The 23303-nt window shown below is 51.3% G+C and carries 18 protein-coding genes; 1 reads left to right on the plus strand and 17 read right to left on the minus strand.

Going from position 1 to position 23303, the window contains the following annotated elements; all coding sequences use genetic code 11:
- Positions 1-154: 154 nt before the first annotated feature.
- Genes mukB through cmoM form a run of 4 tightly spaced genes read right to left on the minus strand, consistent with a single transcriptional unit; the run spans position 155 to position 7404 of the window.
- Entirely contained in the window at positions 155-4615 is a 4461-nt protein-coding gene (gene mukB / locus FC814_RS00735) for a chromosome partition protein MukB (protein ID WP_137325369.1), read from the minus strand.
- On the minus strand, positions 4615-5319 hold the full coding sequence (gene mukE, locus FC814_RS00740; RefSeq protein ID WP_010344468.1) for a chromosome partition protein MukE: 705 nt from the start codon (positions 5317-5319) through the stop codon (positions 4615-4617). The genes mukB and mukE overlap by 1 nt, the downstream gene beginning before the upstream one ends.
- Entirely contained in the window at positions 5300-6622 is a 1323-nt protein-coding gene (gene mukF / locus FC814_RS00745; protein ID WP_001288859.1) for a chromosome partition protein MukF, read from the minus strand. Before mukF ends, mukE begins: the two co-directional genes overlap by 20 nt.
- Positions 6619-7404 carry a tRNA uridine 5-oxyacetic acid(34) methyltransferase CmoM gene (cmoM, locus tag FC814_RS00750; protein WP_010344470.1) on the minus strand — a complete coding sequence of 262 codons (786 nt, stop codon included), beginning with the start codon at positions 7402-7404 and terminating at the stop codon, positions 6619-6621. Before cmoM ends, mukF begins: the two co-directional genes overlap by 4 nt.
- A 135-nt stretch (positions 7405-7539) precedes the next feature.
- Between cmoM and elyC the strand changes: the two genes are divergently transcribed.
- Positions 7540-8319: an envelope biogenesis factor ElyC gene (gene elyC, locus FC814_RS00755; RefSeq protein WP_137325370.1), complete on the plus strand. Its 780-nt coding sequence runs from the start codon at positions 7540-7542 to the stop codon at positions 8317-8319.
- On the opposite strand, the gene FC814_RS00760 is transcribed toward elyC, so the two are convergent.
- From FC814_RS00760 to serC, 13 genes are all read right to left on the minus strand, one after another.
- Complete coding sequence (locus FC814_RS00760) at positions 8296-9189, minus strand: YcbJ family phosphotransferase (protein WP_000436930.1); 894 nt, start codon at positions 9187-9189, stop codon at positions 8296-8298. The genes elyC and FC814_RS00760 overlap by 24 nt on opposite strands.
- 152 nt (positions 9190-9341) lie before the next feature.
- Positions 9342-10088 (minus strand): 3-deoxy-manno-octulosonate cytidylyltransferase, encoded by a 747-nt coding sequence (kdsB, locus tag FC814_RS00765; RefSeq protein WP_137325371.1) that lies wholly within the window; start codon positions 10086-10088, stop codon positions 9342-9344.
- Positions 10085-10267, minus strand: coding sequence for a protein YcaR (ycaR, locus tag FC814_RS00770; protein ID WP_000350069.1), 183 nt, complete (start codon positions 10265-10267; stop codon positions 10085-10087). Before ycaR ends, kdsB begins: the two co-directional genes overlap by 4 nt.
- 51 nt (positions 10268-10318) lie before the next feature.
- On the minus strand, positions 10319-11551 hold the full coding sequence (ycaQ, locus tag FC814_RS00775) for a crosslink repair DNA glycosylase YcaQ (protein WP_137325372.1): 1233 nt from the start codon (positions 11549-11551) through the stop codon (positions 10319-10321).
- 35 nt (positions 11552-11586) lie between these two features.
- The gene (gene lpxK, locus FC814_RS00780) at positions 11587-12573 is read right to left on the minus strand and encodes a tetraacyldisaccharide 4'-kinase (RefSeq protein ID WP_137325373.1); all 987 of its coding nucleotides are present in this window, start codon (positions 12571-12573) and stop codon (positions 11587-11589) included.
- Positions 12570-14318 carry a lipid A ABC transporter ATP-binding protein/permease MsbA gene (gene msbA / locus FC814_RS00785; RefSeq protein ID WP_000551251.1) on the minus strand — a complete coding sequence of 583 codons (1749 nt, stop codon included), beginning with the start codon at positions 14316-14318 and terminating at the stop codon, positions 12570-12572. The genes lpxK and msbA overlap by 4 nt, the downstream gene beginning before the upstream one ends.
- A gap of 36 nt (positions 14319-14354) precedes the next feature.
- Complete coding sequence (locus FC814_RS00790) at positions 14355-16619, minus strand: ComEC family protein (protein WP_137325374.1); 2265 nt, start codon at positions 16617-16619, stop codon at positions 14355-14357.
- Between the two features lie 206 nt (positions 16620-16825).
- Positions 16826-17110 (minus strand): integration host factor subunit beta, encoded by a 285-nt coding sequence (ihfB, locus tag FC814_RS00795; RefSeq protein ID WP_000167328.1) that lies wholly within the window; start codon positions 17108-17110, stop codon positions 16826-16828.
- Between the two features lie 159 nt (positions 17111-17269).
- A complete protein-coding gene (rpsA, locus tag FC814_RS00800; RefSeq protein ID WP_000140327.1) occupies positions 17270-18943 on the minus strand; it encodes a 30S ribosomal protein S1 in 1674 nt (557 codons plus the stop codon).
- 110 nt (positions 18944-19053) lie between these two features.
- Positions 19054-19737 carry a (d)CMP kinase gene (gene cmk, locus FC814_RS00805; RefSeq protein ID WP_137325375.1) on the minus strand — a complete coding sequence of 228 codons (684 nt, stop codon included), beginning with the start codon at positions 19735-19737 and terminating at the stop codon, positions 19054-19056.
- A gap of 172 nt (positions 19738-19909) precedes the next feature.
- Positions 19910-20662 (minus strand): metallopeptidase YcaL, encoded by a 753-nt coding sequence (ycaL, locus tag FC814_RS00810; RefSeq protein ID WP_137325376.1) that lies wholly within the window; start codon positions 20660-20662, stop codon positions 19910-19912.
- Between the two features lie 168 nt (positions 20663-20830).
- Entirely contained in the window at positions 20831-22114 is a 1284-nt protein-coding gene (gene aroA, locus FC814_RS00815; RefSeq protein WP_085460584.1) for a 3-phosphoshikimate 1-carboxyvinyltransferase, read from the minus strand.
- Between the two features lie 70 nt (positions 22115-22184).
- Positions 22185-23273, minus strand: coding sequence for a 3-phosphoserine/phosphohydroxythreonine transaminase (gene serC / locus FC814_RS00820; RefSeq protein WP_137325377.1), 1089 nt, complete (start codon positions 23271-23273; stop codon positions 22185-22187).
- Between the last annotated feature and the right edge of the window lie 30 nt (positions 23274-23303).

The following is a 23303-nucleotide window of genomic DNA, read 5'->3' on the forward strand; positions in this document are numbered from 1 at the left end:
TACTTATCAGGCTTACCTTCAGTATATAAACACCGATACGTTTTTACACAACCTAATGTAAAGAAGTTTAAAGAAAAGCGCGCCGTAATGCGGCATTTTTTTAGTGCAGAAACGGAGTTTTCTGAAAAAAGGCGACATCGCTGCCGCCTTAATCTTAACTTGCCTGGGAAGACGCTTCGTCAGCCCCTGGAAGCGTTTCTGGAAGCTGCGGCGCAAAGCCACGTAAACCAACCACATGAACGTGCTCGGTATTCTGGAATACCTTACGCACCAGTTTGTAGGTGGTGCCTTTCTCCGGGCTAATATTTTCTGGCGCCGCGATGATGAGCTGCATTTGCAAACGCTCACACAATTCAAACAGCGTGGCGATAGAACGAGCATCCAGTCGCGCTGCTTCATCGAGGAACAGCAGGCGGCAAGGAGAAATGTCTTTACCGCGCAGTCGGCGTGATTCATCTTCCCAGCTCTGTACCACCATCACCAGAATCGACATACCTGTACCAATTGCTTCACCGGTAGATAGTGCGCCCGATTCCGCACGCAACCAGCCATCGGAACCACGGTTAACCTCAACTTCCATCTCCAGGTAGTTGCGGTAATCCAGCAGTTCTTCACCAATGGTCTGCGGTGTGCGCTGGCCCATATCAATCTGCGGGTTAAGACGCTGATACAGTTTCGCCAGGGCTTCCGAGAAGGTCAGACGGTTGCTGTTAAATAGATCCTGATGTTGTTCATGCTGTTCAGAAAGGACATCCAGCAGCATGGCGTGAGTTTCACGCACGTTCACGTTCAGACGCACGCTGTTCACCTGACCGAACGAAACGTTCTGCAATCCCTGGTTGAGCATACGGATGCGGTTCTGCTCGCGCTGAATGGTTTTACGAATGATGTTTGCCACGCTGCGAGAACTGATCGCCAGTTTCTGTTCGCGGGAAGTTAACTCTTCGGTCAGACGGCTAAGTTCGATTTCCATCTGCTCGATAGCTTCAACCGGATCATCGGTACGAATAATATCCTGACGAATACGTTCACGCAGATGCTGGTAAACCGCCACGAAGAACTGAATTTTACGTTCCGGACGTTTTGGATCTTCCGACATACGCAGCACGTCGCGTAGATGTTCGTTATCCGCTACCGCCAGACGCAGCGCACCTAACGCCTTATCCGACATGGAACGCAAATCATCAGCGGAGAGATAAGCCAGCTCGCGACGGTGCAAGCGACGCTCAACACCGTTATCTTTCACCATGCGCATGACTGCACACCAGCCCGCTTTGGCGGTCACCACCTGCTCGCGCATCTCAAAGTAATCACGTTCCAGCTTGCGCAGTTTGCGGGTCAGGTTGTCCATCTCCGCTTCGCAGAAGGTAAGTGCTTTTTCCAGTTGGTTGCGACGAGAACGGTTATTGCTCAGTTGCGCATGTAGTTCGTCACGGCGAATGCGCGCCCGTTCTTCTGCCCCGCTATCGGCACGCACACCGATATCCTGCAATTCGCGTTGCAGATCGTTAAGCAGCTCTTTTTTGGTGTCGTAAGAACTTTTCAGCGAGGCCAGTACCTGGTTGTACTGGCTCAACTGCGCTGCATGACCACGCAACGCTTCACGAGCGCGGGTACGTTCCGCCTCTGCCTGCTCCAGACGTTCACGCAGTTTTTCGTTGAGATCGCTGTTACCGCTGAGCATTTCTGCCGAGTCGGAGTAGCTAAAGTGCGCACGACGCTGCACAACTTCAGTCAGGGCAAATGCCTGCTGACGGGCATCGCGCTGCATCTGCTGGGAGTATGCGTAATCTTCTTTTAACTGTTCGAATTGTTCAGGGTCGCTCTGCAATACTGAAACCATCGGCTCCAGTTTCGCCAGTTGATTACCGAACTGCTGAACAAAACGCGCGGCTTCCTGGGCTTCATCCAGACGTTCGCGGATTTCATCGACGCGATCTGCCAGGCTGTCATCAGCCAGCAGGTTGAGACGCGGCAGAATGCGGTTCAGCGCGGTAACGCCCTCTTTCGCCTGCTCAAACTGAATACGTTGCTGCTGGTTATCATTTTCATGATTACTCAACGCCCGCTCCAGTTCGACGCGACGGCTGTTCAGTTGGCGGATTTCGGCTTCCGGATCGGACTCAAACGCCACCGCCAGATGGCTGCCGATAAAGCGGCTAAATGCCTGATGCAAACGCTGGGTTTTCTGTACATCAAAGGAGAGCGTAGCAAAACGTTCAGAGAGCACTTCACGCTCAGCATGAAGGCTTTCAATGCGGCTTTCGCGCGCCGCACGACCAAACAGAGGAACTTCCGGGAAGCGTGAGTAACGCCACTGACGGTCGGCAATTTTCACCACCACCGCTTTTTCCAGCTCATCAACGCTGAACACGCTGTCATCGAACGACTGCGGATCACCTTCGATCAGATAGAGATCTTCCGGGCAATCGGTTAAACCTTCCAGTTGTTCGGCAATCTGCGACAGATCCGGCACGACGATCGCGTGACGAGACGGGCCATATAGCGCAGAGAAGTACGGCGCATCTTCAAGGCTAACGTCGTCATAAATTTCTGACAGCAGCACGCCACCAAAACGTTCTGCCAGCGCATTCAGGCGCTGATCTTCAGAGCCGCCCGGCTGGCTTAAACGCTCAATCTCTTCGTCAACGGCGTTTTTGCGTGCCCCCACTTCGTCACGTTCAACAATCGCTTCGCGCTCACGCTCCAGCAACTGTTGCATGTATTCAGTGACGTCCTGGCTGGAAGTGAACTCTTCACCGCACTGCTCACTCAACTGATTGAGGCTGTTTTGCGCCGCCAGCCAAACCGGCGCACGCTGCATCAGACTCTGAATGCGTGATTGTAGTTGTTCCTGTTCCTGACGCAGCGCCATGCGCTCTTCACGGGCGTTAGACACGCTGTCAGACAGAGAAGCAATGCGCGCTTCCAGTTCCTGATGCAGGGCTTCCAGTTCGTCGATATCGAAATTCTTGCCCTGACGTTTGCAGAATTCTGCCAGCAGGCGTTCGGCTTCTTGCTGCTCGCGCAGACGCTGTTCCAGTTCGCTTAAGCGCATCCGCAGCGGCTGAACCTGTTCTGCCAGGTGGCGCTGATCGACCCCTTCGCGCAGCAGTTCGCGGGCGACCTCCCACGCTTCGTTACGCGCCAGCGGACCGTTGATTGCTAATACCAATTGATAAGCCTGCTCAAACTGGCTGTGCGCGGTTTGCGCCATGCTCATTTTCTGCTCAAGAGAGAGCATTTTTTCGGTCGCTTCCAGCTCTTTCGCCTGGAAGGTTTCCAGCCATTCGGCGGCGCTGTCGGCGGTTAAGTCCGGCAGATGACACAATTCTTTGGCACGATTAAGCGCAGCAATCGCCTGGTTGTACTGGATCGCGCGCGTTTGCTGGACGTCCAGCGCCTGCTGGTAGTCAGCAAGCTGGCTTTTCAGCTCATCCACTTCCAGTTCGGCGGCTTCCGCACGCGCTTCGTTCTCTTCCTGGCGCTCGATGGCTTCTGCCACCACTTCGTTTTGCTCTTCCAGACGGATCTGCAGCTCATCGAGATCCGCTTCGTAACGTTCGATCTTTTCCTGCTGACGCAGTGCAGTCTGCACCAGGTTCAGGTGATCGCTGGCCGCCTGATAATCCGCTTCCAGATCGCCTTCGGCACCGTTGTGCTCTGCCAGCTCACGCGCCATATCGACGTGTTTGTACTGCTCCGCCGCCAGTTGCTGACGCGAAGTGTGTAGCTCACGACGAAACTCCAGAGCTTTGTCGAGATGGACACGGCGCTCGTTGGCGTGACGCATGTAGTCCGCCGCCACGTAGTTGGTGGCTTCGCTAATCAGATGCTTGAACAAGTCACGGTCAGACTGAGTGACACGAATCGCTTCCAGCGTCATGCGGTTTTCACGCAGCGCCGCTTCCATGTCCTGGAACGCTTTACGCACACCGCTGTTTTCTGGCAGCAGGTAATCGCGCAGAGAACGGGTAATGGCGCTGGAAATACCGCCGTACAGCGAGGCTTCGATCAGACGATAGAATTTACTACGATCAGAAGCAGAACGCAGACGACGCGCGATGATGCCCAGATCGAACATCAGCGAATGGTAATCGGTGATGGAGTTGAACTGCTTAAACTGCACGCCTTCCATCGCTTCGAGTTTGTCTTTCAGCTCGTTAAGCGGCAGCACGCGCGCCTGACGTTCGTTCAGGGTTTCGGTCACCAGTTGCGTCGGCTGCACCGACATCGGCAGCCCCTGAATGGCAAACGGTTTGATATCAACTTTACGATCGCGCCCGGCAACCTGTTGTAGACGCACACCAACCACCACGCGCTGGTGGCGCGAGTTGATGGTGTCGAGCATTGAATAACAGACACCCGCTTTTAACTTACCGTGCAGGCCTTTATCGCGCGAACCGCTGGTAGCCCCGGCTTCCGTGGTGTTACGAAAGTGCAACAAGGTCAGGTCGGGGATAAGCGCCGTAACGAACGCCGCCATGGTGGTTGATTTACCCGCACCATTACCGCCGGAAAGCGTCGTGACCAGCTCATCAAGGTCAAAGGTACGGGCAAAAAAGCCATTCCAGTTAATCAGCGTCAGTGAGCGAAATTTACCGCGTTCAATCATTATTCTTCCTCTCCGCTATCTGGCTGATTCTCTTCAGTTTCGTCGTTGAGTTGCAGGTGGTTTTCCAGCGACATAGCTTCACCATCGCGAATCAGGCGACGCTGGGCTTCGCGCGGATCGTCGCCCGCACGGACATCCGCACCGAAACGGAACACCGATTCAGTAATGCGGAACTTGCTGCTGTCGTGCCCCATAAACCACACCATGCCTAAGCGGCGCAGACGGTTGAGCGAAGAGCGTACTTTTTCCTGCAACTTCTGGCGATCCACGTCCGAACCGGTAGAACGGTTGTTTACCAGTTTCAGCAGTTTCGCTTCATCAGCCAGGGTGAGCAGTTCATCATACAGTTCCTGCTGAGTAAAAATCCCCTCGTTCGCCAGCCGTTCCGGGCTGAGATAGAGATAACAGAGGATTTTCCCGACCATCATGTCCAGTTCCGACAATACGGAGCGCGGGATAATAGTGGTAGAACGTGGGCGCAAATAGAAAAAACCTTCCGGCGCGCGAATAAGCTCCACGTTATAACGTGCGTAAAACTCTTCCAGATATTCCTGAAAATCCATCAGGAATGCATGATTATCCAGTTCGTCGAGGCCAATATGACGGCCTGAACGTAAGGCGCTATCCAGCGCCGGAAATAACGGATTCGCCAGCGCCTGCGCCAGCTTAACCGGCATCACTTGTTCAATATTTGTCGATGACATGCGCCTGTACCTTGGCTCCGTAATCATTAATCGGCTGCCATTTCGCTGGCAGTCCGGTGAAATCTGCTTGCGCTACGCCGAGGCGTACCGCCTGATCAATAACAATACGCGCAACGTCAAAGTGACGCGCACGTGGATACTGCGCCAGATATTCGCGTACCACCAGACCAAGATCCAGCGGTACTTGTCTGGTTTTGTACACGGCGAGCTGTTCTTCGATGATCGCCGCCAGTTGTTCGCGGATCTCGTTGAACTCTTCGTACTCTAAATCTGGCGGAAGCTCCCCGGTCACTTCTTCGTCGCGCAGCGCCATCTCTTCGTCACGCATATCCAACAGACGATCGGCATTAGCGTAAGTCAGCGCCCACGGTTCATCAAAATAGGTTTGTACCGACTGACGTAACCGCTGAGCAAAGACGCGGTTTTTATCCATATCGATAGCAGTACGGATAAATTTGTGTACGTGGCGATCGTAGCCAATCCACAAGTCGATAGATTGCTGTCCCCAGCTGATAATACGATCGAGCTTACTTTGCAGATCGAACACCAGACTATCGACAAAATGCAGATCGTCATGCGTCATGGTCGCATCCTGGATGCGCAACAGGTTAGCCTGCAATTTGTCACCTGCCGCTTCCAGCGTATCCTGCAATTCACGCAGCGTACCGGAGGTTTCTGAAAGCAACAATTCGCAGCTGGAGATCGCCGCGCGCCAGTCTTTATTCAGCAACTGAGCGATGTCATCTTTCACCTGCTGCTGCTGCTCATCCATCAGACGTTGCGTTAGATCGATGCTGTCGAAAATTTCTGCTACCGAATATTTCAGCGGAGCATAGACATTGCGGTGCCAGTGAAACTCATCGCCGCCCTCTTCTGCCGCGTCCGCCGCACGCTTCAGTTCGCCTGCAACGATCGACAACTGCATAGAAAGACGTAGCGTAGAAAACTCACGCTGACGGATGTAGTAGTCAGTAATGCCGATGCCGAGCGGCGTCAGACGATATATAGCATTCCCTTCCGCCTGCTCACTGGTAAAGCGGTTCAGCAGACGTTGACGCACCATGTCGTTGATCGCGTTGTTGGCGCGCACGCCGATGGTTTCGCTGGTTTGCTCAAACGCATCACTCACATGGCGGAATGCATCCACCAGCTCGCCTTCACTCATCTCACCATCCAGACGCTCGCCATTCAGCGTGGCAACCGCCAGCAGAAAAGAGAGTCGGTCTACCGGCAGCGAGATGGAGAAGTCATTTTTTCTGGCCCAGGCAACCAGTTCGGGGACTGTCTGGGAAAATTCACTCATACTTTATCCTTGCTCTGCGGTTTGCGCGCGGTGACATGAATATAACGCCCCAGGCTGATATACGGTTCCTGACGGCAATAACGCGTTTCTAATTCAAGTAATGCTTCGTAGCAGTCGCGCTGCTGGTGCTTTTCACGCAGATAATCATGAAACACGCGAACGCCGGTTTTACCCATAATTTGCCAGCCAGCTTCTTCCAGCCACTGATATACCTGCGCCGGGTCGCGTGGATAGTCTGGCGAAAGCGTCCGTTTTTTCTTTTTCGGCATTCCCGCCTGCACGTAATCAAAATTCCCTGCGACCATGTTATGCATCAGCAAGCCATGCGCATTGTAGAACATTAATGACAACACGCCGCCTGGGCGCAACACTGACCACAACGTTTGCAATACGCTGCGGGGATCAGCCACCCATTCCAGCACCGCATGGAACAATATCAGATCAACGGGCGTTTCCAAATGCGAAGCAACGTCCTGAGCGGCGCAATGTATAAATTGCATGTTGTCGCTCACACCTTTAGCGTCTGCCGCCTGCTTTGCGCGGTCGATCATCTGGGCGGAGAGATCGCATAAAATGACCTGATGCCCTCGTTCGGCCATTTTGATCGCGGTCTGTCCTTCTCCACCACCGGCATCCAGCACACGCAGTTTTTGCGGTTCCATATCCACCAGCACACGATCGAGATCCTGCCACAGAATAGCCTGTCGAAGCTGTCCTTTGGTGGTGCCGTAAATGTTACGGGAAAACTTTTCCGCAATGTCATCAAAATTGCGATCCTGCATTGCTTTCTCCACCGGTTGGCTAAGACGTTTTCTGATAAAGGCGCTATTTTGTCACAGCCACGGCGAGAATGAACCCGTCTGGTGTAATATCACTGTCGATCCCTCGCTATATGGTTAAAAAAGGAACCAGAAAGGATGCTTTTTACACTGAAAAAAGTGATTGGCGGTATGCTGCTGCCGCTTCCGCTAATGTTGTTGATTATCGGTGTGGGTCTGGTGCTACTGTGGTTTAGCCGTTTTCAAAAAACTGGAAAGATATTTATTAGCGCAGGATGGTTGGTGCTTTTGTTATTAAGTTTGCAACCGGTAGCCGACCGCCTGCTGCGTCCCATCGAAAGCACTTATCCGACATGGAATAATGCACAAAAAGTGGACTATATCGTGGTGCTCGGAGGTGGTTATACCTGGAACCCGCAGTGGGCACCAAGTTCAAATTTAATCAATAATAGTTTGCCGCGCCTGAATGAAGGTATTCGTTTATGGCGCGAGAATCCGGGATCAAAACTGATCTTCACGGGAGGCGTAGCAAAAACCAATACGGTGAGTACAGCGGAAGTAGGTGCCAGAGTGGCGCAATCGCTGGGCGTGCCGCGTGAACAAATTATTACGCTGGATTTGCCAAAAGATACCGAAGAAGAAGCAGCCGCAGTGAAACAGGCCATTGGTGACGCCCCTTTCCTGCTGGTGACATCTGCGTCTCATTTGCCGCGCGCGATGATCTTTTTCCAGCAGGAAGGCCTGAATCCGCTGCCAGCCCCGGCGAATCAGCTGGCAATCGACTCGCCGCTTAATCCGTGGGAACGGGCAATTCCCTCTCCGGTCTGGTTGATGCATAGCGACCGTGTAGGCTATGAAACGCTTGGTCGCATCTGGCAGTGGCTGAAAGGTTCGTCAGGCGAGCCAGGGAAGGAGTGATTTTGATGCCAGATCGAAGTTGCGCCGACTAAACCGTCCGGTATTGACCAGTTGCGCAACTTCATCCCATAACACATACAGCCAACGCCGCCAGATGAAAGACTCCGCCACTGGCGCGCGTTGCAGGTAACTCCAGAGTAAATCTTCTGCCAGAGTGTTATCCATCAACCGGAACAGCTCATACTCACGTGGCGCCCAAAGCATGAGGCCCGGCCCTACCATCGCCAGTAATTGATCGCTACGAGAATCTTTCAACATGCTGCGCAAACAGAAATTGCCATGAATCAGCACACAATTGTCGTTAAAGCCTTCAAATAAGGCCGGAAGACATTCGCGAGTGCGGAACAGGATACGCTTATCCTGCATCGTTAGTCCGGTGTTATGGAACTGATTGAGCGTGGTCCATAGCACTTCAACATGTTGCCGATACCAGGAGGGCCAGAAATTTTCCTGAGTGTTGTCGACTGCGCCGACGCAACCTCGACTGTCCTGTCGATGCCAGGCCAGCAGAGCTTCAACAATTTGCTCTTTCAGATGCTCCCAGCGTTCCGGTGTACGCGCGGGAGCTTCTACAGAAACACCACGCATCCGCTCCAGTAACAGGACATCGGGGCCAGGATGTTCTTCATGTGTCATCACGCCATAGATGGTTGGCATACGAACAGTCCCGCTGCGCGCCAGCATGGTGGTCTTCCATGCCAACTGGCGGGCTTGGCCTGGTGTACTAAAGCTTCTCGCCATTAACGGCATTGGGTTTCCCTGGCTGTCATACAAAGCCCACAACGCCGTATCCGCTTTTTCATTGACGCACTCAATACGACTGAGTTTTTCGCCCAGTAAATGGCTTAATTCGGCACGCAGCTGTTCCATTCAGATTACCCTCATAAAAGCTACTGCCTTCATAATGAGCGCCAATGTAAAAGATGTCACCTGAATGAGATCAATTGTTGAAAAGAAAAATGAGGAAAATCGTAACGGTACGACACTCCCCCCAAAATCAGGTGGAGTGTCGTGAAATCAGCTTAGAGCATTTCAGCGCGAACGCGCTCGAGATCTTCAGGGGTATCCACTCCTGTACCAGGAACTTCCCGGGCAACAGCAACGTGGATTTTTTCGCCGTACCACAGTACGCGAAGCTGCTCTAACATTTCGATGTGTTCTAACGGACTTGGCTGCCAGGTGACGTAACGACGGATAAAGCCTGCACGGTAGCCATAAATACCAAGATGACGCAGGAAGTTATCACCAACGGTTTCCAGACCTTTTGCAAAACGGTCACGATCCCACGGAATGGTGGCTCGTGAGAAGTAAAGCGCATAACCTTCAGCGTCAAGCACTACTTTAACCGCATTCGGATTAAAGGCTTCTTCCGCACTGTGGATAGGTACAGCCAGAGTAGCCATGCCTACTTCACGCTGGGCGAGATTATCAGCAACCTGACGAATGATTGTCGCAGGGATCATTGGCTCATCGCCCTGCACATTAACAATCACCGTGTCGTCACTGAACGCGCATTTTTCGACAACTTCCGCCAGGCGTTCGGTGCCTGACTGATGATCGGCGCGCGTCATGCACACTTCCCCTCCTGCCGCTTCAACAGCGCGGGCAACATCTTGATGATCGGTTGCGACAATGATGCGATCGGCTCCTGATTCGCGGGCGCGTTCAAGAACATGAACGATCATCGGCTTACCGTTAATATCGACCAACGGTTTACCAGGCAGACGCGTAGAAGCGTAGCGTGCAGGAATAATCACCACAAAACTCATGATTTACTCTCATCAGCAGTCAGCACGCGGGCTTCCGTTTCCAACAGCACTGGGATGCCATCGCGCAGCGGGAAAGCCAGGTTATCCAGTTTGCAAATCAGTTCTTGTTTTTCCTGGTTATACCAAAGTTTGCCGTTGCAAACCGGGCAGGCAACGATTTCAAGCAGACGATGATCCATAGTTCCTCCAGATGGATCGGGTTATGAATGCATAAATCTTATCATAATCATTTATGCCCAGGGGGCTATTTCCCAGCCTGTGCGGCAATCACTAAAGAGACCGTGTGGGCAGCGCCCTAATGTCACTCGCGTTGCCTGCTGCCAGCCAGCAAAATCGGTAATCGCCTGGCGTAATCCTTTTTGAAGAGAAGCAGTCAGTTTGATGCCATCCTGTAACCAAAGGGCGATAACTTCAAGGACGCCCGTCTGGCGATGCATTTTAGCATCCATTCGCCCGACTAATTGTCCACGATGCAGTAACGGCAGAACGAAATAGCCATACTGGCGTTTCGGTGCCGGCGTGTAGCATTCCAGCCGGTAGCTAAAATCAAAAAGCTGCTCTGCGCGTTTGCGATCCCAGACGACAGGGTCAAAGGGTGACAGTACAGTGCTATGCGTCGCGGTGAGTTTCCCCACGAGAGCTGTTTCGAGAAGAGGCAACAAATCAATATGCAGCCAGAGTTGTCCTAACCTCTCCACATTTACGGGGATAATTTTCTGCTGTTCAGCACGCACATCACGCCAGGCAGCCAGCGCCGGGCGTTTAAGGCGATAGTAATCCGCCAGCCACTGTTCGCGGAATATTCCCAGGCTACGCGCACTGTTATCCAGCATAGTGATTTCTGCTTCTGTTTGCGAAACGAGGTCACACTTATCATCCCAGTGCGGCATGACGCGATGGGTTAAATCATAAATGCGCTGGAAATTACGCCTTTCAATCACCATAACCTTTCCAGCAGTAAACAGCCCTTCCAGATGGCGTTTATGCGGCTTCCACTCCCACCAACCGCTTGCCCCTTTGCGGGGATGAGCAAAATCGGCTGAACGTACGGGTCCGTTATCCTGAATGTACTGAAGTAACTGTTCAATTTCTTCTGCATGTTCCCGCATCCAGGCGTCTTGATATTTCCAGCCCATTTTTTCTGGCGCCAGCATCCGGTGGCGAATGAGATGAAAATCACTACGTGGCATAAAGCAGGCTTCATGCGCCCAGTATTCCATTAATTCGCCATGCGCCAGCGACTCGTCCAACCACTGAGGAGGATAATTACCCAGACGACTAAAAAGCACCAAATAAGGGCTGCGAGCAACGATATTGATAGTGTCGATTTGCAGCAAGGACATGCGGGAGATAGCTGCCAGAATATCTTGCGGCAACGCGCGACGACGAGATTTTTTTAACAGACCTTGCGCAGCGAGATGAAGATTACGTGCATCAGCAAGAGAGATATACGGCAGCGTCATTCATGACTCCATCAATTGAACGCTGCTGCTGCGAATTAGTTGCCAGAAGCCAGCGAGGAAAGTTGCGCGAGCAGTTTCTCTGGCTCAGCGCCCGAAAACTGTGCGTCAACGGGCAAATACCACCAATTTTCTTCTGCAAAGCCCCGGCATTTCACCGCATCTTTTTCAGTCATAACCAGTGTTTGCCCGGCACTTAACAATGCGCTGACATCCGCATGATTCAAAGACTGATGATCGGACAACGGCACACATTTTTCCGGTTGCACACCACACATCTTCAGCGTGGCAAAAAAGCGCGGCGGATGACCAATCCCCGCCATTGCCACCACATGTACAAGTTGTGCAACATCACAACGAGCACCGGTACGCAAATTCACCGCCTGACCCGGCAGCAGATGCATGGGGATTTCACCGCTGCGGGGGACACCGCCGTTGACGATTACCGCATCAACCGACTTTAAGCGCCCCGCTCGCTCACGCATTGGCCCCGCCGGCAACCACCAGCCATTGCCAAAGCGACGCACACCATCAATAACGACGATTTCCACATCACGCGCCAGACGATAATGCTGTAAACCGTCGTCGGTTACGATGAGCTGCACATCAGGATGTTGCGCCAGAATGGCTTTTACCGCATCAGAACGGACGGGAGAAACTGCAACAGGCGCGCCAGTACGCTGATAAATCAGCACCGGTTCATCACCCGCCTGTGCTGTGGTGGTCTCTGCCGACAATAACATCGGATACGACTCGGCCTTACCGCCATAGCCCCGGGATACAACACCAACACGAATACCACGTTTTTGCAGTTGTTCTACCAGCCAGACAACGACCGGAGTTTTCCCGTTGCCACCTGCGGTGAGATTACCGACCACCACAACTGGCACCGGGGCACGCCATGCGCGCTTCAGTTTTAGTTTATAGCAAAGACGGATAGCGCCACTCACCAGGCCATACAACCAGGAGAGTGGCAGCAACAGCCGCCACAAAGGGGATTCACCAGACCAGATTTTTTCGATCATTGACCAAATTGCATTTTGTGAAGTTGCGCGTAGACACCACGGTGCTCAAGCAAATCGTTATGCGTGCCGCGTTCCACAATGACACCATCCTCAACGACCACAATTTCGTCTGCCTTTTCAATGGTAGACAAACGGTGAGCAATCACCAGTGAGGTACGGTTTTTCTGTAGCTCGTCAAGCGCCGCCTGAATCGCACGTTCGGATTCTGTATCCAGCGCCGAGGTGGCTTCATCAAGGATCAGAATCGGGCTGTCACGCAACAAAGCTCGAGCGATAGCGATACGCTGGCGCTGACCGCCAGAGAGCAACACGCCGTTTTCACCAATCACCGTATCAAGACCGTTATCCATCTTATTGATAAAGTCCATGGCATAAGCCATACGCGCCGCTTCTTCAATTTGCTCACGGCTGTACTGGTCTGTACGTGCGTAAGCAATGTTGTTGGCAACCGTATCGTTAAACAAATGGACATTCTGCGATACCAGTGCAACTTGGTTACGCAATGACGCCAGGGTATACTCGCGCAGATCGTGACCATCCATCAGGATTTCGCCTTCATCAATATCGTAGAAACGCGTGATCAAGCTGGCGATTGTTGATTTACCTGAACCAGAACGTCCGACCAGAGCGACCGTTTTCCCTGCCGGAATTTTTAGGTTGATGTTACGCAGAGCGGGAACTTCACGCCCCGGATAGGTAAAAGTGACATTGCGAAATTCGACGTCGCCGATTGCTCGTTCAATCTCGCGTTTACCTTCGTCTTTCTCCTGTTCACTATCCAGAATGGTAAACAGCGTCTGACAGGCCGCCATACCACGCTGGAATTGGGCGTTAACGTTGGTCAGCGATTTCAGCGGACGCATCAGTGCAATCATCGAAGAGAAGACAACGGTAATCGTACCTGCTGTCAGGCTATCCATTACACTTGGGAAGCTCGCTGCATACAGAACAAACGCCAGCGCCAAAGAGGCAATCAGCTGAATGATTGGGTCAGAGATAGAAGAGGCTGATACCATCTTCATTCCCTGCAAACGCATCTTGTTGCTGACCTTATCAAAACGCTTCGTTTCCACTTCCTGGCCGCCAAAAATCAGCACCTCTTTGTGGCCTTTCAGCATCTGTTCTGCACTGGTAGTCACCTGCCCCATGGTATTCTGCATGTTTTTACTGATGCTGCGAAAACGCTTCGATACGATACGAATCGCAATCGAGACGATCGGCGCCAGCACAATCAAAATGATCGACAACTGCCAGCTGTAATAGAACATCATGGCGAACAGACCGATAATGGAAGCACCTTCACGCACCACCGTAATCAGCGCGCCGGAAGACGACGAAGCAACCTGTTCAGAATCGTAAGTAATACGTGAAAGCAGAGTCCCGGTTGACTGTTTGTCAAAAAATGACACCGGCATTCCCATCATGTGACCAAACAGGCGGCGACGCATAGTCATTACCACTTTTCCTGATACCCAGGAGATGCAGTAACTGGAAATATAACTGGTGATACCACGTAAAATCATCAGCCCAATAACCACCAGCGGCATCCACATCAGCACGGAGCGATCGGTTTTACCAAAGCCATCATCGAGAAGTGGCTTAAGGAGCGATAACATGAAGGTATCGCTGGCTGCGTTGAGAATTAACGCTATGCCCGCCACGATCAGACCCGCTTTAAAAGGCGCAATGGTTGGCCACAGTCGGCGGAATGTCTGCCACGTAGAGAGATCTTTGTCGTTATGCATTCAAAAAACCAGCATTTGTTGAAATAGCCGCATATTCTACCCGTTATCCACTGGCACGCCAAACCACTGATGATACCAACAAGGTAAAATTTGCTCTCTTAGGCTGCGTACCTGCCAGCCTTGCGCTGAAAAATCGACGGTTATTTGCCCCTGATGCGGGGTGTCAACCCATTGATATCCCTGAAGTTGATAGCGTCTTTTAACTTTACTGGAGGGTAGTCGCCATGCGTTATAGCGCGATGCCGATGCCAGTGCCACTTTTCCATTCACACGCTGAATTAATGGCAATGATGATGAGGTATTACTGCCATGATGGGGCACCTGAAGTAATGTTGCCTGCACGTGTTGCCAGTAACGACTTAGCATTTTTTGTTCAGCGAATGCTTCAATATCACCGGTTAAAAGAATGCTATACGTTCCGTCATCAATCTTAACCACACAGGAATGGTTATTTCCTTTATCGTTGCTACCTTGTAAAGGCCAGTGTGCGCTAAAACGTAATCCTTGCCACTGCCACGCTTCACCACGCATACAGGGCTGATGATGTTCCCAGTTTAAAGGACTTCTGACCCATAACGTCGGCCAGACATGTAATATCGAGTCCAGCCCTCCCCGATGATCCAGATGCTCATGACTCAGAATGACGCCTTCCGGTTCAAGGTTATGCCAGCGTAGCCAAGGGACAATCAGTTGTTGCCCGCTGTCACCTTCTGGCCAGGCGAGCCCCGTATCATAGAGAATCGCTTTGCCGTTTCGCGCAATTACCATTGCCAGCCCTTGCCCGACATCAAGCATATACACTTGCCACTCGTCAGACCGTGGTTTTTGCCACAATGGACAACACATCATTATGCCTCCAGCCACGCACAGCGCAGGCAACGTTCGCCATGCGTTTAGTCGCCATCCTACCAGTAATAACCAGGGAAAAAATGATATCCATTGCCAACGTTCAGCAATGTTGACCCATCCTTCCGGCAAGCTCTTTAACAACCAGAAAAGTAAAGCCAAAGATCTGTCGACCAGAAACCATAATCCTTGTTCCACGATTAATGGTCCGCTTAAATGCACTATCATCGCGGCGAGAATCAACGGAACCGTGATAAATGTCACTAAGGGAATAGCGAACAGATTTGCTATAAACGAGGTCAGGCTAATGCCATGAAATATGACTATTTGCACTGGCATGAGCAGGAGCGTTATTCCCAGTTGCAGATGGATGAAGGAAACAATAGCGCGCAATACTGGCGGCAGCGACCAGACCGGACAGGGAAACCACTGATACCAAAAAATCAGCGCCGCCACCGCTGCAGCAGAGAGCCACAAACTTTGTGAAAGGATGGCAACAGGATCCATTAGCAATATTGCCGCAAGGCAGCATAACCAGACATCCCAGCCACGCCATTGTCGCCCACTTAACTTAAGCATTCCCCACGTTGCAAGCGCCACGATAGTACGCAGTGCCGGAGGTTGCATACCAGTCAACCAGGCATAAAAAGCGGCACAGCAAATTCCGCCAATTAATGGCATCTGCCAGTGGATCCAATGACCAGGGAGGAAAATTTGCCCAACGCGAATGAGCCCGGCTGCCAGCAACGCCGCAAAAGCGATGTGCAATCCCGATATAGCCATTAAATGCGCTGTACCAGTATTGCGCATAATATCTTTGATTTCTTTAGGCACAGATAACCGTTCACCCATACCTAAGCCAAGAATCACCGCTTTCCACAGATAAGGTTGCAGGGTCGTTTGCAAAGAGGCCAGATATTGCGCCCGCAGACTACACCCCGGTTCAATGATTCTTGCCTGAAGAAAACGCCCGGTTAGAGTCTGGTGCTGGGCAATAGCATAACGCTGGCTGTCAAAGCCGCCATCATTAAGCTGACCGTGAACCGCACGAACTCTGAGTTTCATTGACCATTGTTGTCCGGCACAAACCGCTTGTGGCAGATACTCGCCATACAGCACGATGCCTGGCGCAGGGAAAAGACGTCGACCTTGTAGATGGGTAATTTGAGCGTAATGAGTGGTCATGCCGTCAGTAGCAGTAATTTCGACAATTGCATCCTGCGTCGCGCCAGTTAAGGTTTCTCCTGCCCACAAAATTTGCTTTGCCGCCAATACGCCCCAAAGGAAAAACAGCAATGTTAGCGTGAAATAACGAACGGTTTTTACAGGAATAAATGCCAGTACGCAGGCAAAGACAGTCAGACACGCAAGGGGTAATGTTCCAGGCAATTGCGGCAAAATCAGCAGCGGAAAAATTCCGCAAATAATGCATACACCGACTGTCGTTATTTTCATGCACCCCTCCCTGTTTTTGGAAAGTGTGCAACTTTGTTGAACGGTTGTCTGGCGGGAGTTTTGCGTTCCCCGAGACGGGTTCAGAAGAATTTAACGGAAAGGTGAAAACTACACAAAACTCTGCGAGGCAGCTTCCAGTTCCAGATTACAGAAATGAAAAAAGCACCCGACAGGTGCTTTTCTCGCGTTCAAGTTTGAGTGAAAACTTAACCGTAAATATTGGCGCGATCGCGCAGTTCTTTACCAGGTTTAAAGTGAGGAACGTATTTTCCTTCCAGTTCTACTTTATCGCCAGTCTTCGGATTACGTCCGGTACGTGGTGCGCGGTAGTGCAAAGAGAAACTGCCGAAACCGCGGATTTCAATACGCTCGCCCTGCGCAAGAGTCGAGGCCATATGCTCCAGCATCTCTTTTACTGCATCTTCAACCGTCTTAGCGGGAATGTGCGATTGCTGGTTGGCAAGTCTTTCTATCAATTCTGACTTGGTCATGATTCCTCCGGTTCCTTAAAGGCAAATTAAGCGGCTGCTGTTGCTGCATTGATTAAGGGCGGCCGTAGCCGCCCTTAGTGCTTGATTACAGGACGAAACCTGCAATCTGTCAAGTAAACTCAACAAACTTCGGAATAAAAATCCCGAAGAGTCAGAGAATTACTCGCCTTTAGCTGCTTTGAAAGCTTCAGCCATTGCGTTGTTGGAGAAGTTTGCATCTTCCTGTTTGTTAACAGTTGCGATTGCATCTTTCTCGTCAGCTTCGTCTTTCGCACGAACAGACAGGCTGATTGCGCGGTTTTTACGATCAACGCCGGTGAATTTAGCTTCAACTTCGTCGCCAACGCTCAGAACCAGGGTAGCGTCTTCAACGCGGTCACGGGATGCTTCAGAAGCACGCAGGTAACCTTCAACGCCGTCAGCCAGTTCTACGGTTGCGCCTTTAGCGTCAACTGCAGTTACTTTACCAGTTACGATAGCGCCTTTCTTGTTCAGAGCAACCCAGTTGTTGAACGGATCTTCTGCGAGCTGTTTAACGCCCAGGGAGATACGTTCACGTTCTGCGTCAACTTGCAGAACAACTGCAGCGATTTCGTCGCCTTTTTTGTATTCACGAACTGCTTCTTCGCCTGCAACGTTCCAGGAGATGTCAGACAGGTGAACCAGGCCGTCGATGCCGCCGTCCAGGCCGATGAAGATACCGAAGTCAGTGATAGACTTGATTTTACCTTCAACACGGTCGCCCTTGTTGTGGGTTTCCGCGAACTGCTGCCACGGGTTAGCTTTGCACTGTTTCAGACCCAGGGAGATACGACGACGTTCTTCGTCGATATCCAGAACCATAACTTCCACTACATCGCCAACGTTAACAACTTTGGACGGGTGGATGTTTTTGTTGGTCCAATCCATTTCGGAAACGTGTACCAGGCCTTCAACGCCTTCTTCGATTTCAACGAAGCAGCCGTAGTCGGTCAGGTTGGTCACGCGACCAGTCAGTTTAGTACCTTCCGGATAACGTTTAGCGATAGCTACCCACGGATCTTCGCCCAGCTGTTTCAGGCCCAGGGATACACGGGTACGTTCGCGGTCGAACTTCAGCACTTTAACAGTGATTTCGTCGCCCACGTTGACGATTTCGCTCGGATGCTTAACGCGTTTCCAGGCCATGTCAGTGATGTGCAGCAGGCCGTCAACGCCGCCCAGATCAACGAATGCACCGTAGTCAGTGAGGTTCTTAACGATACCTTTAACTTCCATGCCTTCCTGCAGGTTTTCCAGCAGCTGATCGCGCTCTGCGCTGTTTTCGGATTCGATAACGGCACGACGAGAAACAACAACGTTGTTGCGCTTCTGATCCAGCTTGATTACTTTGAATTCAAGCTCTTTGCCTTCCAGGTGCAGAGTGTCACGCACCGGACGAACGTCTACCAGAGAACCAGGCAGGAACGCACGAATACCGTTCAGCTCAACAGTGAAGCCGCCCTTAACTTTGCCGTTGATAACACCGGTAACAGTTTCAGCATCTTCGTAAGCTTTTTCCAGCGTGATCCAGGCTTCGTGACGTTTAGCTTTCTCACGGGACAGCAGAGTTTCACCGAAGCCGTCTTCTACTGCGTCCAGAGCAACGTCAACTTCGTCACCTACCTGGATTTCCAGCTCGCCCTGGGCGTTTTTGAACTGCTCAGCCGGGATGGCAGACTCAGATTTCAGACCAGCGTCAACCAGTACTACGTCTTTGTCGATAGCAACAACAACGCCACGAACGATAGAACCCGGGCGGGTTTCGATTTCTTTTAAGGACTCTTCAAAGAGTTGAGCAAAAGATTCAGTCATGTTTAATCTTCAGGTTTATATTTAACGTCCACCTGGCTCCGTGCCGGATGGGGTTGTTTAACATACCCGCTGTCATTCCATTGCAACGGGGGTACTGCAAATTCGGTCGCTTATGCGAGAACCAATTTTTGGCGCGCGTAGTGTAACGCTTTTTCAATTACTTGCTCAATGCTTAAGGTGGTGGAATCCAACACTAAAGCATCGGCTGCCGGAACCAGTGGCGCTACCGCTCGGTTACGATCGCGGTCATCGCGTTCTTTGATCTCGGCCAAAAGGCGTTCAAAGTTAACACTAAAGCCCTTCTCCTGCAACTGTAGCATTCGGCGATGCGCACGTTCTTCCGAAGAGGCGTCAAGGAATATTTTCACTGGCGCATCAGGGAATACCACTGTTCCCATGTCGCGGCCATCGGCAATCAGGCCCGGCAATTCGCGAAACGCACGTTGGCGACGCAATAATGCTTCACGAACACGAGGAAATGCGGCGACTTGTGAAGCGGCATTCGCCACTTCCTGAGTACGAATTTCACCGCTGACATCTTCCCCTTCGAGGATCACTTCCAGATTGCCATTGGTTGACACAAAACGTACATCCAGGTGGGATGCTAGCGGCACCAGAGCGTCTTCTGACGCCACATCAACATGGTGATGTAATGCCGCCAGCGCCAGTACGCGATAAATTGCACCCGAGTCCAGCAGATGCCATTGCAACGCTTCCGCCATAGCCTTACACAAGGTGCCTTTCCCTGCACCGCTTGGGCCATCAATGGTAATAACCGGGGCAATTGCCGTCATCTTTATCTCCTTAAAACAGGCGTACCGTTAACATAACCGCGCGCATTATACGCGTCGGCGCCACAAATCGTTAACGTTGTGTGCAAAAACCAGTTTTGTCTGTATTCAGATGGGGACTTATTGCGCAATTATAGCGGGCTGGCAGAAGACCAGCCCGAAAGATGACAATGATTTACTTACCAGAGGCGATACGATCACGGATGTGTTGCGCACGCTCTGTTGATGGTGGGTGAGAGTCAAACATGGACTGGGTACGACCGCCATCCAGGCTGGCCAGTTTTTCAAAGCTACCGACCAGTCCCTGGGTGCTGATGCCACGTTTCTTCAGCAGATCAAAGGAGAAATCATCTGCTTCAGACTCTTTATCGCGGGAGTATTTAGCATTGATAGCGCCTTCTGCGATATCACCTAATTGTGAACGGGAAAGCTGGGAAGCAACACCGCTGGTGGCGGAAATAGCATCACGTGCGGCAACGATCGCATAAGAAGCTTTCATTTCAGCCAACGAGTGACCCAACGCGACGTGACCCAGTTCATGGCCCAGAACGCCTTCAATTTCGTTGTCGTTCATCATACTGTAGACACGAACACAGCCGTTCGCCATCGCCCATGCGTTGACGTCGCTGGTCATATAAACCTTATAGTTGACCGGCGTGCCATTAATATTGTTACCCAATGCTTTGGCGATTTTTGCCAGACGTTTACCGTACTTGCTGGATTTACTTGCGACTTGATTGCCGCTGTCCATTTCGGCACAGCCCTGATTGGCAATCGCTTTTGCATCGGCATCGCTTAACGTTACAGCTTTATAGGCATTTAAACCGGAACTGATGGCCAGATCGGTATTAATACCATGCGTATTCTGACACCCCGTCAGCAATGCTGCAGAGGTCGCAATCGCCAGCAGTAATTTAGTATTCTTCATGTGAATCATCCGTTGATTAATCATATATAAATATTATGTATCAACAACTTACATTGACAGTTAACGCTACCATCAATAAAAATGGTTCACAATGTCCGAAAAAAAACGCCGACAATGTGTCGACGTTTTGATAAAGAAAGATTTGGCTATTTATTGCCCATCGTTTATTCAGGCAGCCTGGCTAATCCGCGCCAGTTGCTCGAAATAATCCGGAAATGTTTTGGCCGTACATTTTGGGTCAAGAATTGTCACCGGCGTATCTGACAAAGCCACCAGCGAGAAACACATCGCCATGCGGTGATCGTTATAAGTGGCTATCTCGGCAAAGTTCAGTTTTTCCGGCGGCGTAATGCGAATGAAATCATGTCCCTCTTCTACTTCCGCACCGACTTTACGCAACTCTGTTGCCATCGCAAACAGGCGATCCGTCTCTTTTACGCGCCAGTTATAAATATTGCGCAGCGTGGTGGTGCCTTTCGCAAAAAGCGCCGTTGTAGCAATGGTCATCGCCGCATCGGGAATATGGTTCATATCCATATCGATGGCGTTCAGTTCACCATGCGTGCAGGAAATATAATCATCGCCCCAGCAAATGGTCGCGCCCATTTTTTCCAGCACATCAGCAAAGCGAATATCACCCTGCATACTGTTGCGTCCAATGCCGGTCACTTTTACAGTGCCGCCTTTGATTGCTGCTGCTGCCAGGAAGTAAGAAGCTGAAGATGCATCGCCTTCGACCAAATAAGTCCCCGGAGACTGATAAGACTGCCCGCCTTTTACGACAAATTGTTGATAGTGCTGATTTTCAATTTCAACACCAAACGTCTTCATCAGGTTGAGCGTGATGTCGATATAAGGTTTAGAAACCAGATCACCTTTAATACGAATAACCGTATCTTCCGACGCGAGCGGCGCGGTCATTAACAGTGCGGTGAGGAACTGGCTGGAAACGGAGCCATCGACTTCTACGTTGCCCCCCACAAAACCCCCCTGTAAACGCAGCGGTGGGTAATTCTCTTGTTCCAGGTAAGTAATTTTCGCCCCGCCCTGGAGCAGCGCATCCACCAGATGACCAATCGGGCGCTCTTTCATGCGAGGCTCACCCGTCAGGACAATATCATTGCTTCCCAGACAAAGTGCCGCCGCCAGCGGACGCATCGCTGTTCCCGCATTACCCAGGAACAACTCCAGCGCATTTTCCGCATGTAATGGACCGCCGTTACCGATGATTTCGCAGCGCGTACGATCGGCAGAAAGCGTATAGCTCACTCCCAATGCCTGCAACGCATTCAGCATATGACGAACATCATCGCTATCCAGCAGATTGGTTAATACTGTTTTGCCGTGTGCTAATGCCGCCAGCAATAAAGCGCGGTTAGAAACGCTCTTGGAACCAGGCAGATTAATAGTGCCATCGACACGGGCGATGGGGTGTAACGTCAGGGATTCCATGAACTCAACTCTCTACAACAGAAATAAAAACCCCACAGTCTGGCTGTGGGGATTAAGCAAATTTTAGGCATTAGCCGTGACGACGTTCGAACTCAACCATGAAATCTGTCAAAGCTTTAACGCCTTCCAGCGGCATCGCGTTATAAATAGAAGCGCGCATTCCGCCGACTACACGGTGACCTTTCAGAGCATGAAGACCAGCGGCAAAAGACTCTTCGAGGAACAGCTTGTCAAGCGCACTATCTGCTAACTGGAACGGCACATTCATCCGCGAACGGTTAGCTTTCGCCACATCATTACGGTAGAAATCGCTGTTATCAATCACGCCATACAGCAGTTCTGCTTTTTGCTGATTGATATTATCCATTGCAGCCACGCCACCGTTCGCTTTTAGCCATTTGAAGACCAGGCCAGATAAATACCAGGCAAATGTTGGCGGCGTATTAAACATGGAGTCGTTATCGTTGAGGATGGAATAATCCAGAATCGACGGGCAGGCGATATTTGCTTTACCCAGCAAATCTTCGCGAACAATAACGATCGTCAGGCCAGCCGGGCCGATATTTTTCTGCGCGCCAGCGTAAATCACACCGTAACGGCTGACATCAATCGGACGGGAAAGAATCGTTGAAGAGAAGTCGGCAGCGACCACCACATCTTTGCCGAAGTCTGGCGTTTCGTCGATGGCGATACCGTCGATGGTTTCATTCGGGCAGTAATGCATATAAGCAGCATTATCTGAGAGTTGCCATTCACGCATTGGCTTAACCGCGCGCAGGCCATCAACAGTCACTTTGGCGTCAAACACATTTGGCGTGCAGTATTTTTTCGCTTCTTTAATGGCGCTTGCCGCCCAGTAGCCGGCATCAACATAATCTGCGGTGGTTTTATCACCAAGAATATTCAGAGGTACGGCAGCAAACTGACCGCGACCGCCGCCGTGACAGAATAATACTTTGTAGTTGGAGGGGACGTTAAGAAGATCGCGAAAATCCTTCTCGGCTTCCTCTGCAATCTGAATGAACTCTTTGCCACGGTGGCTCACTTCCATCACCGACGTGCCAAGACCGTTCCAGTCGCGCAGTTCCTGTTGAGCCTGTTTAAGCACCTCTGCCGGTAGCATTGCCGGACCAGAACTAAAATTGAAGATTTGAGCCATTTCCCCTCACCACGTTGCGTTGCTATTAAC

The organism is Escherichia sp. MR, assembly GCF_005280595.1.
GTDB classification, from domain to species: Bacteria; Pseudomonadota; Gammaproteobacteria; order Enterobacterales; family Enterobacteriaceae; genus Escherichia; species Escherichia ruysiae.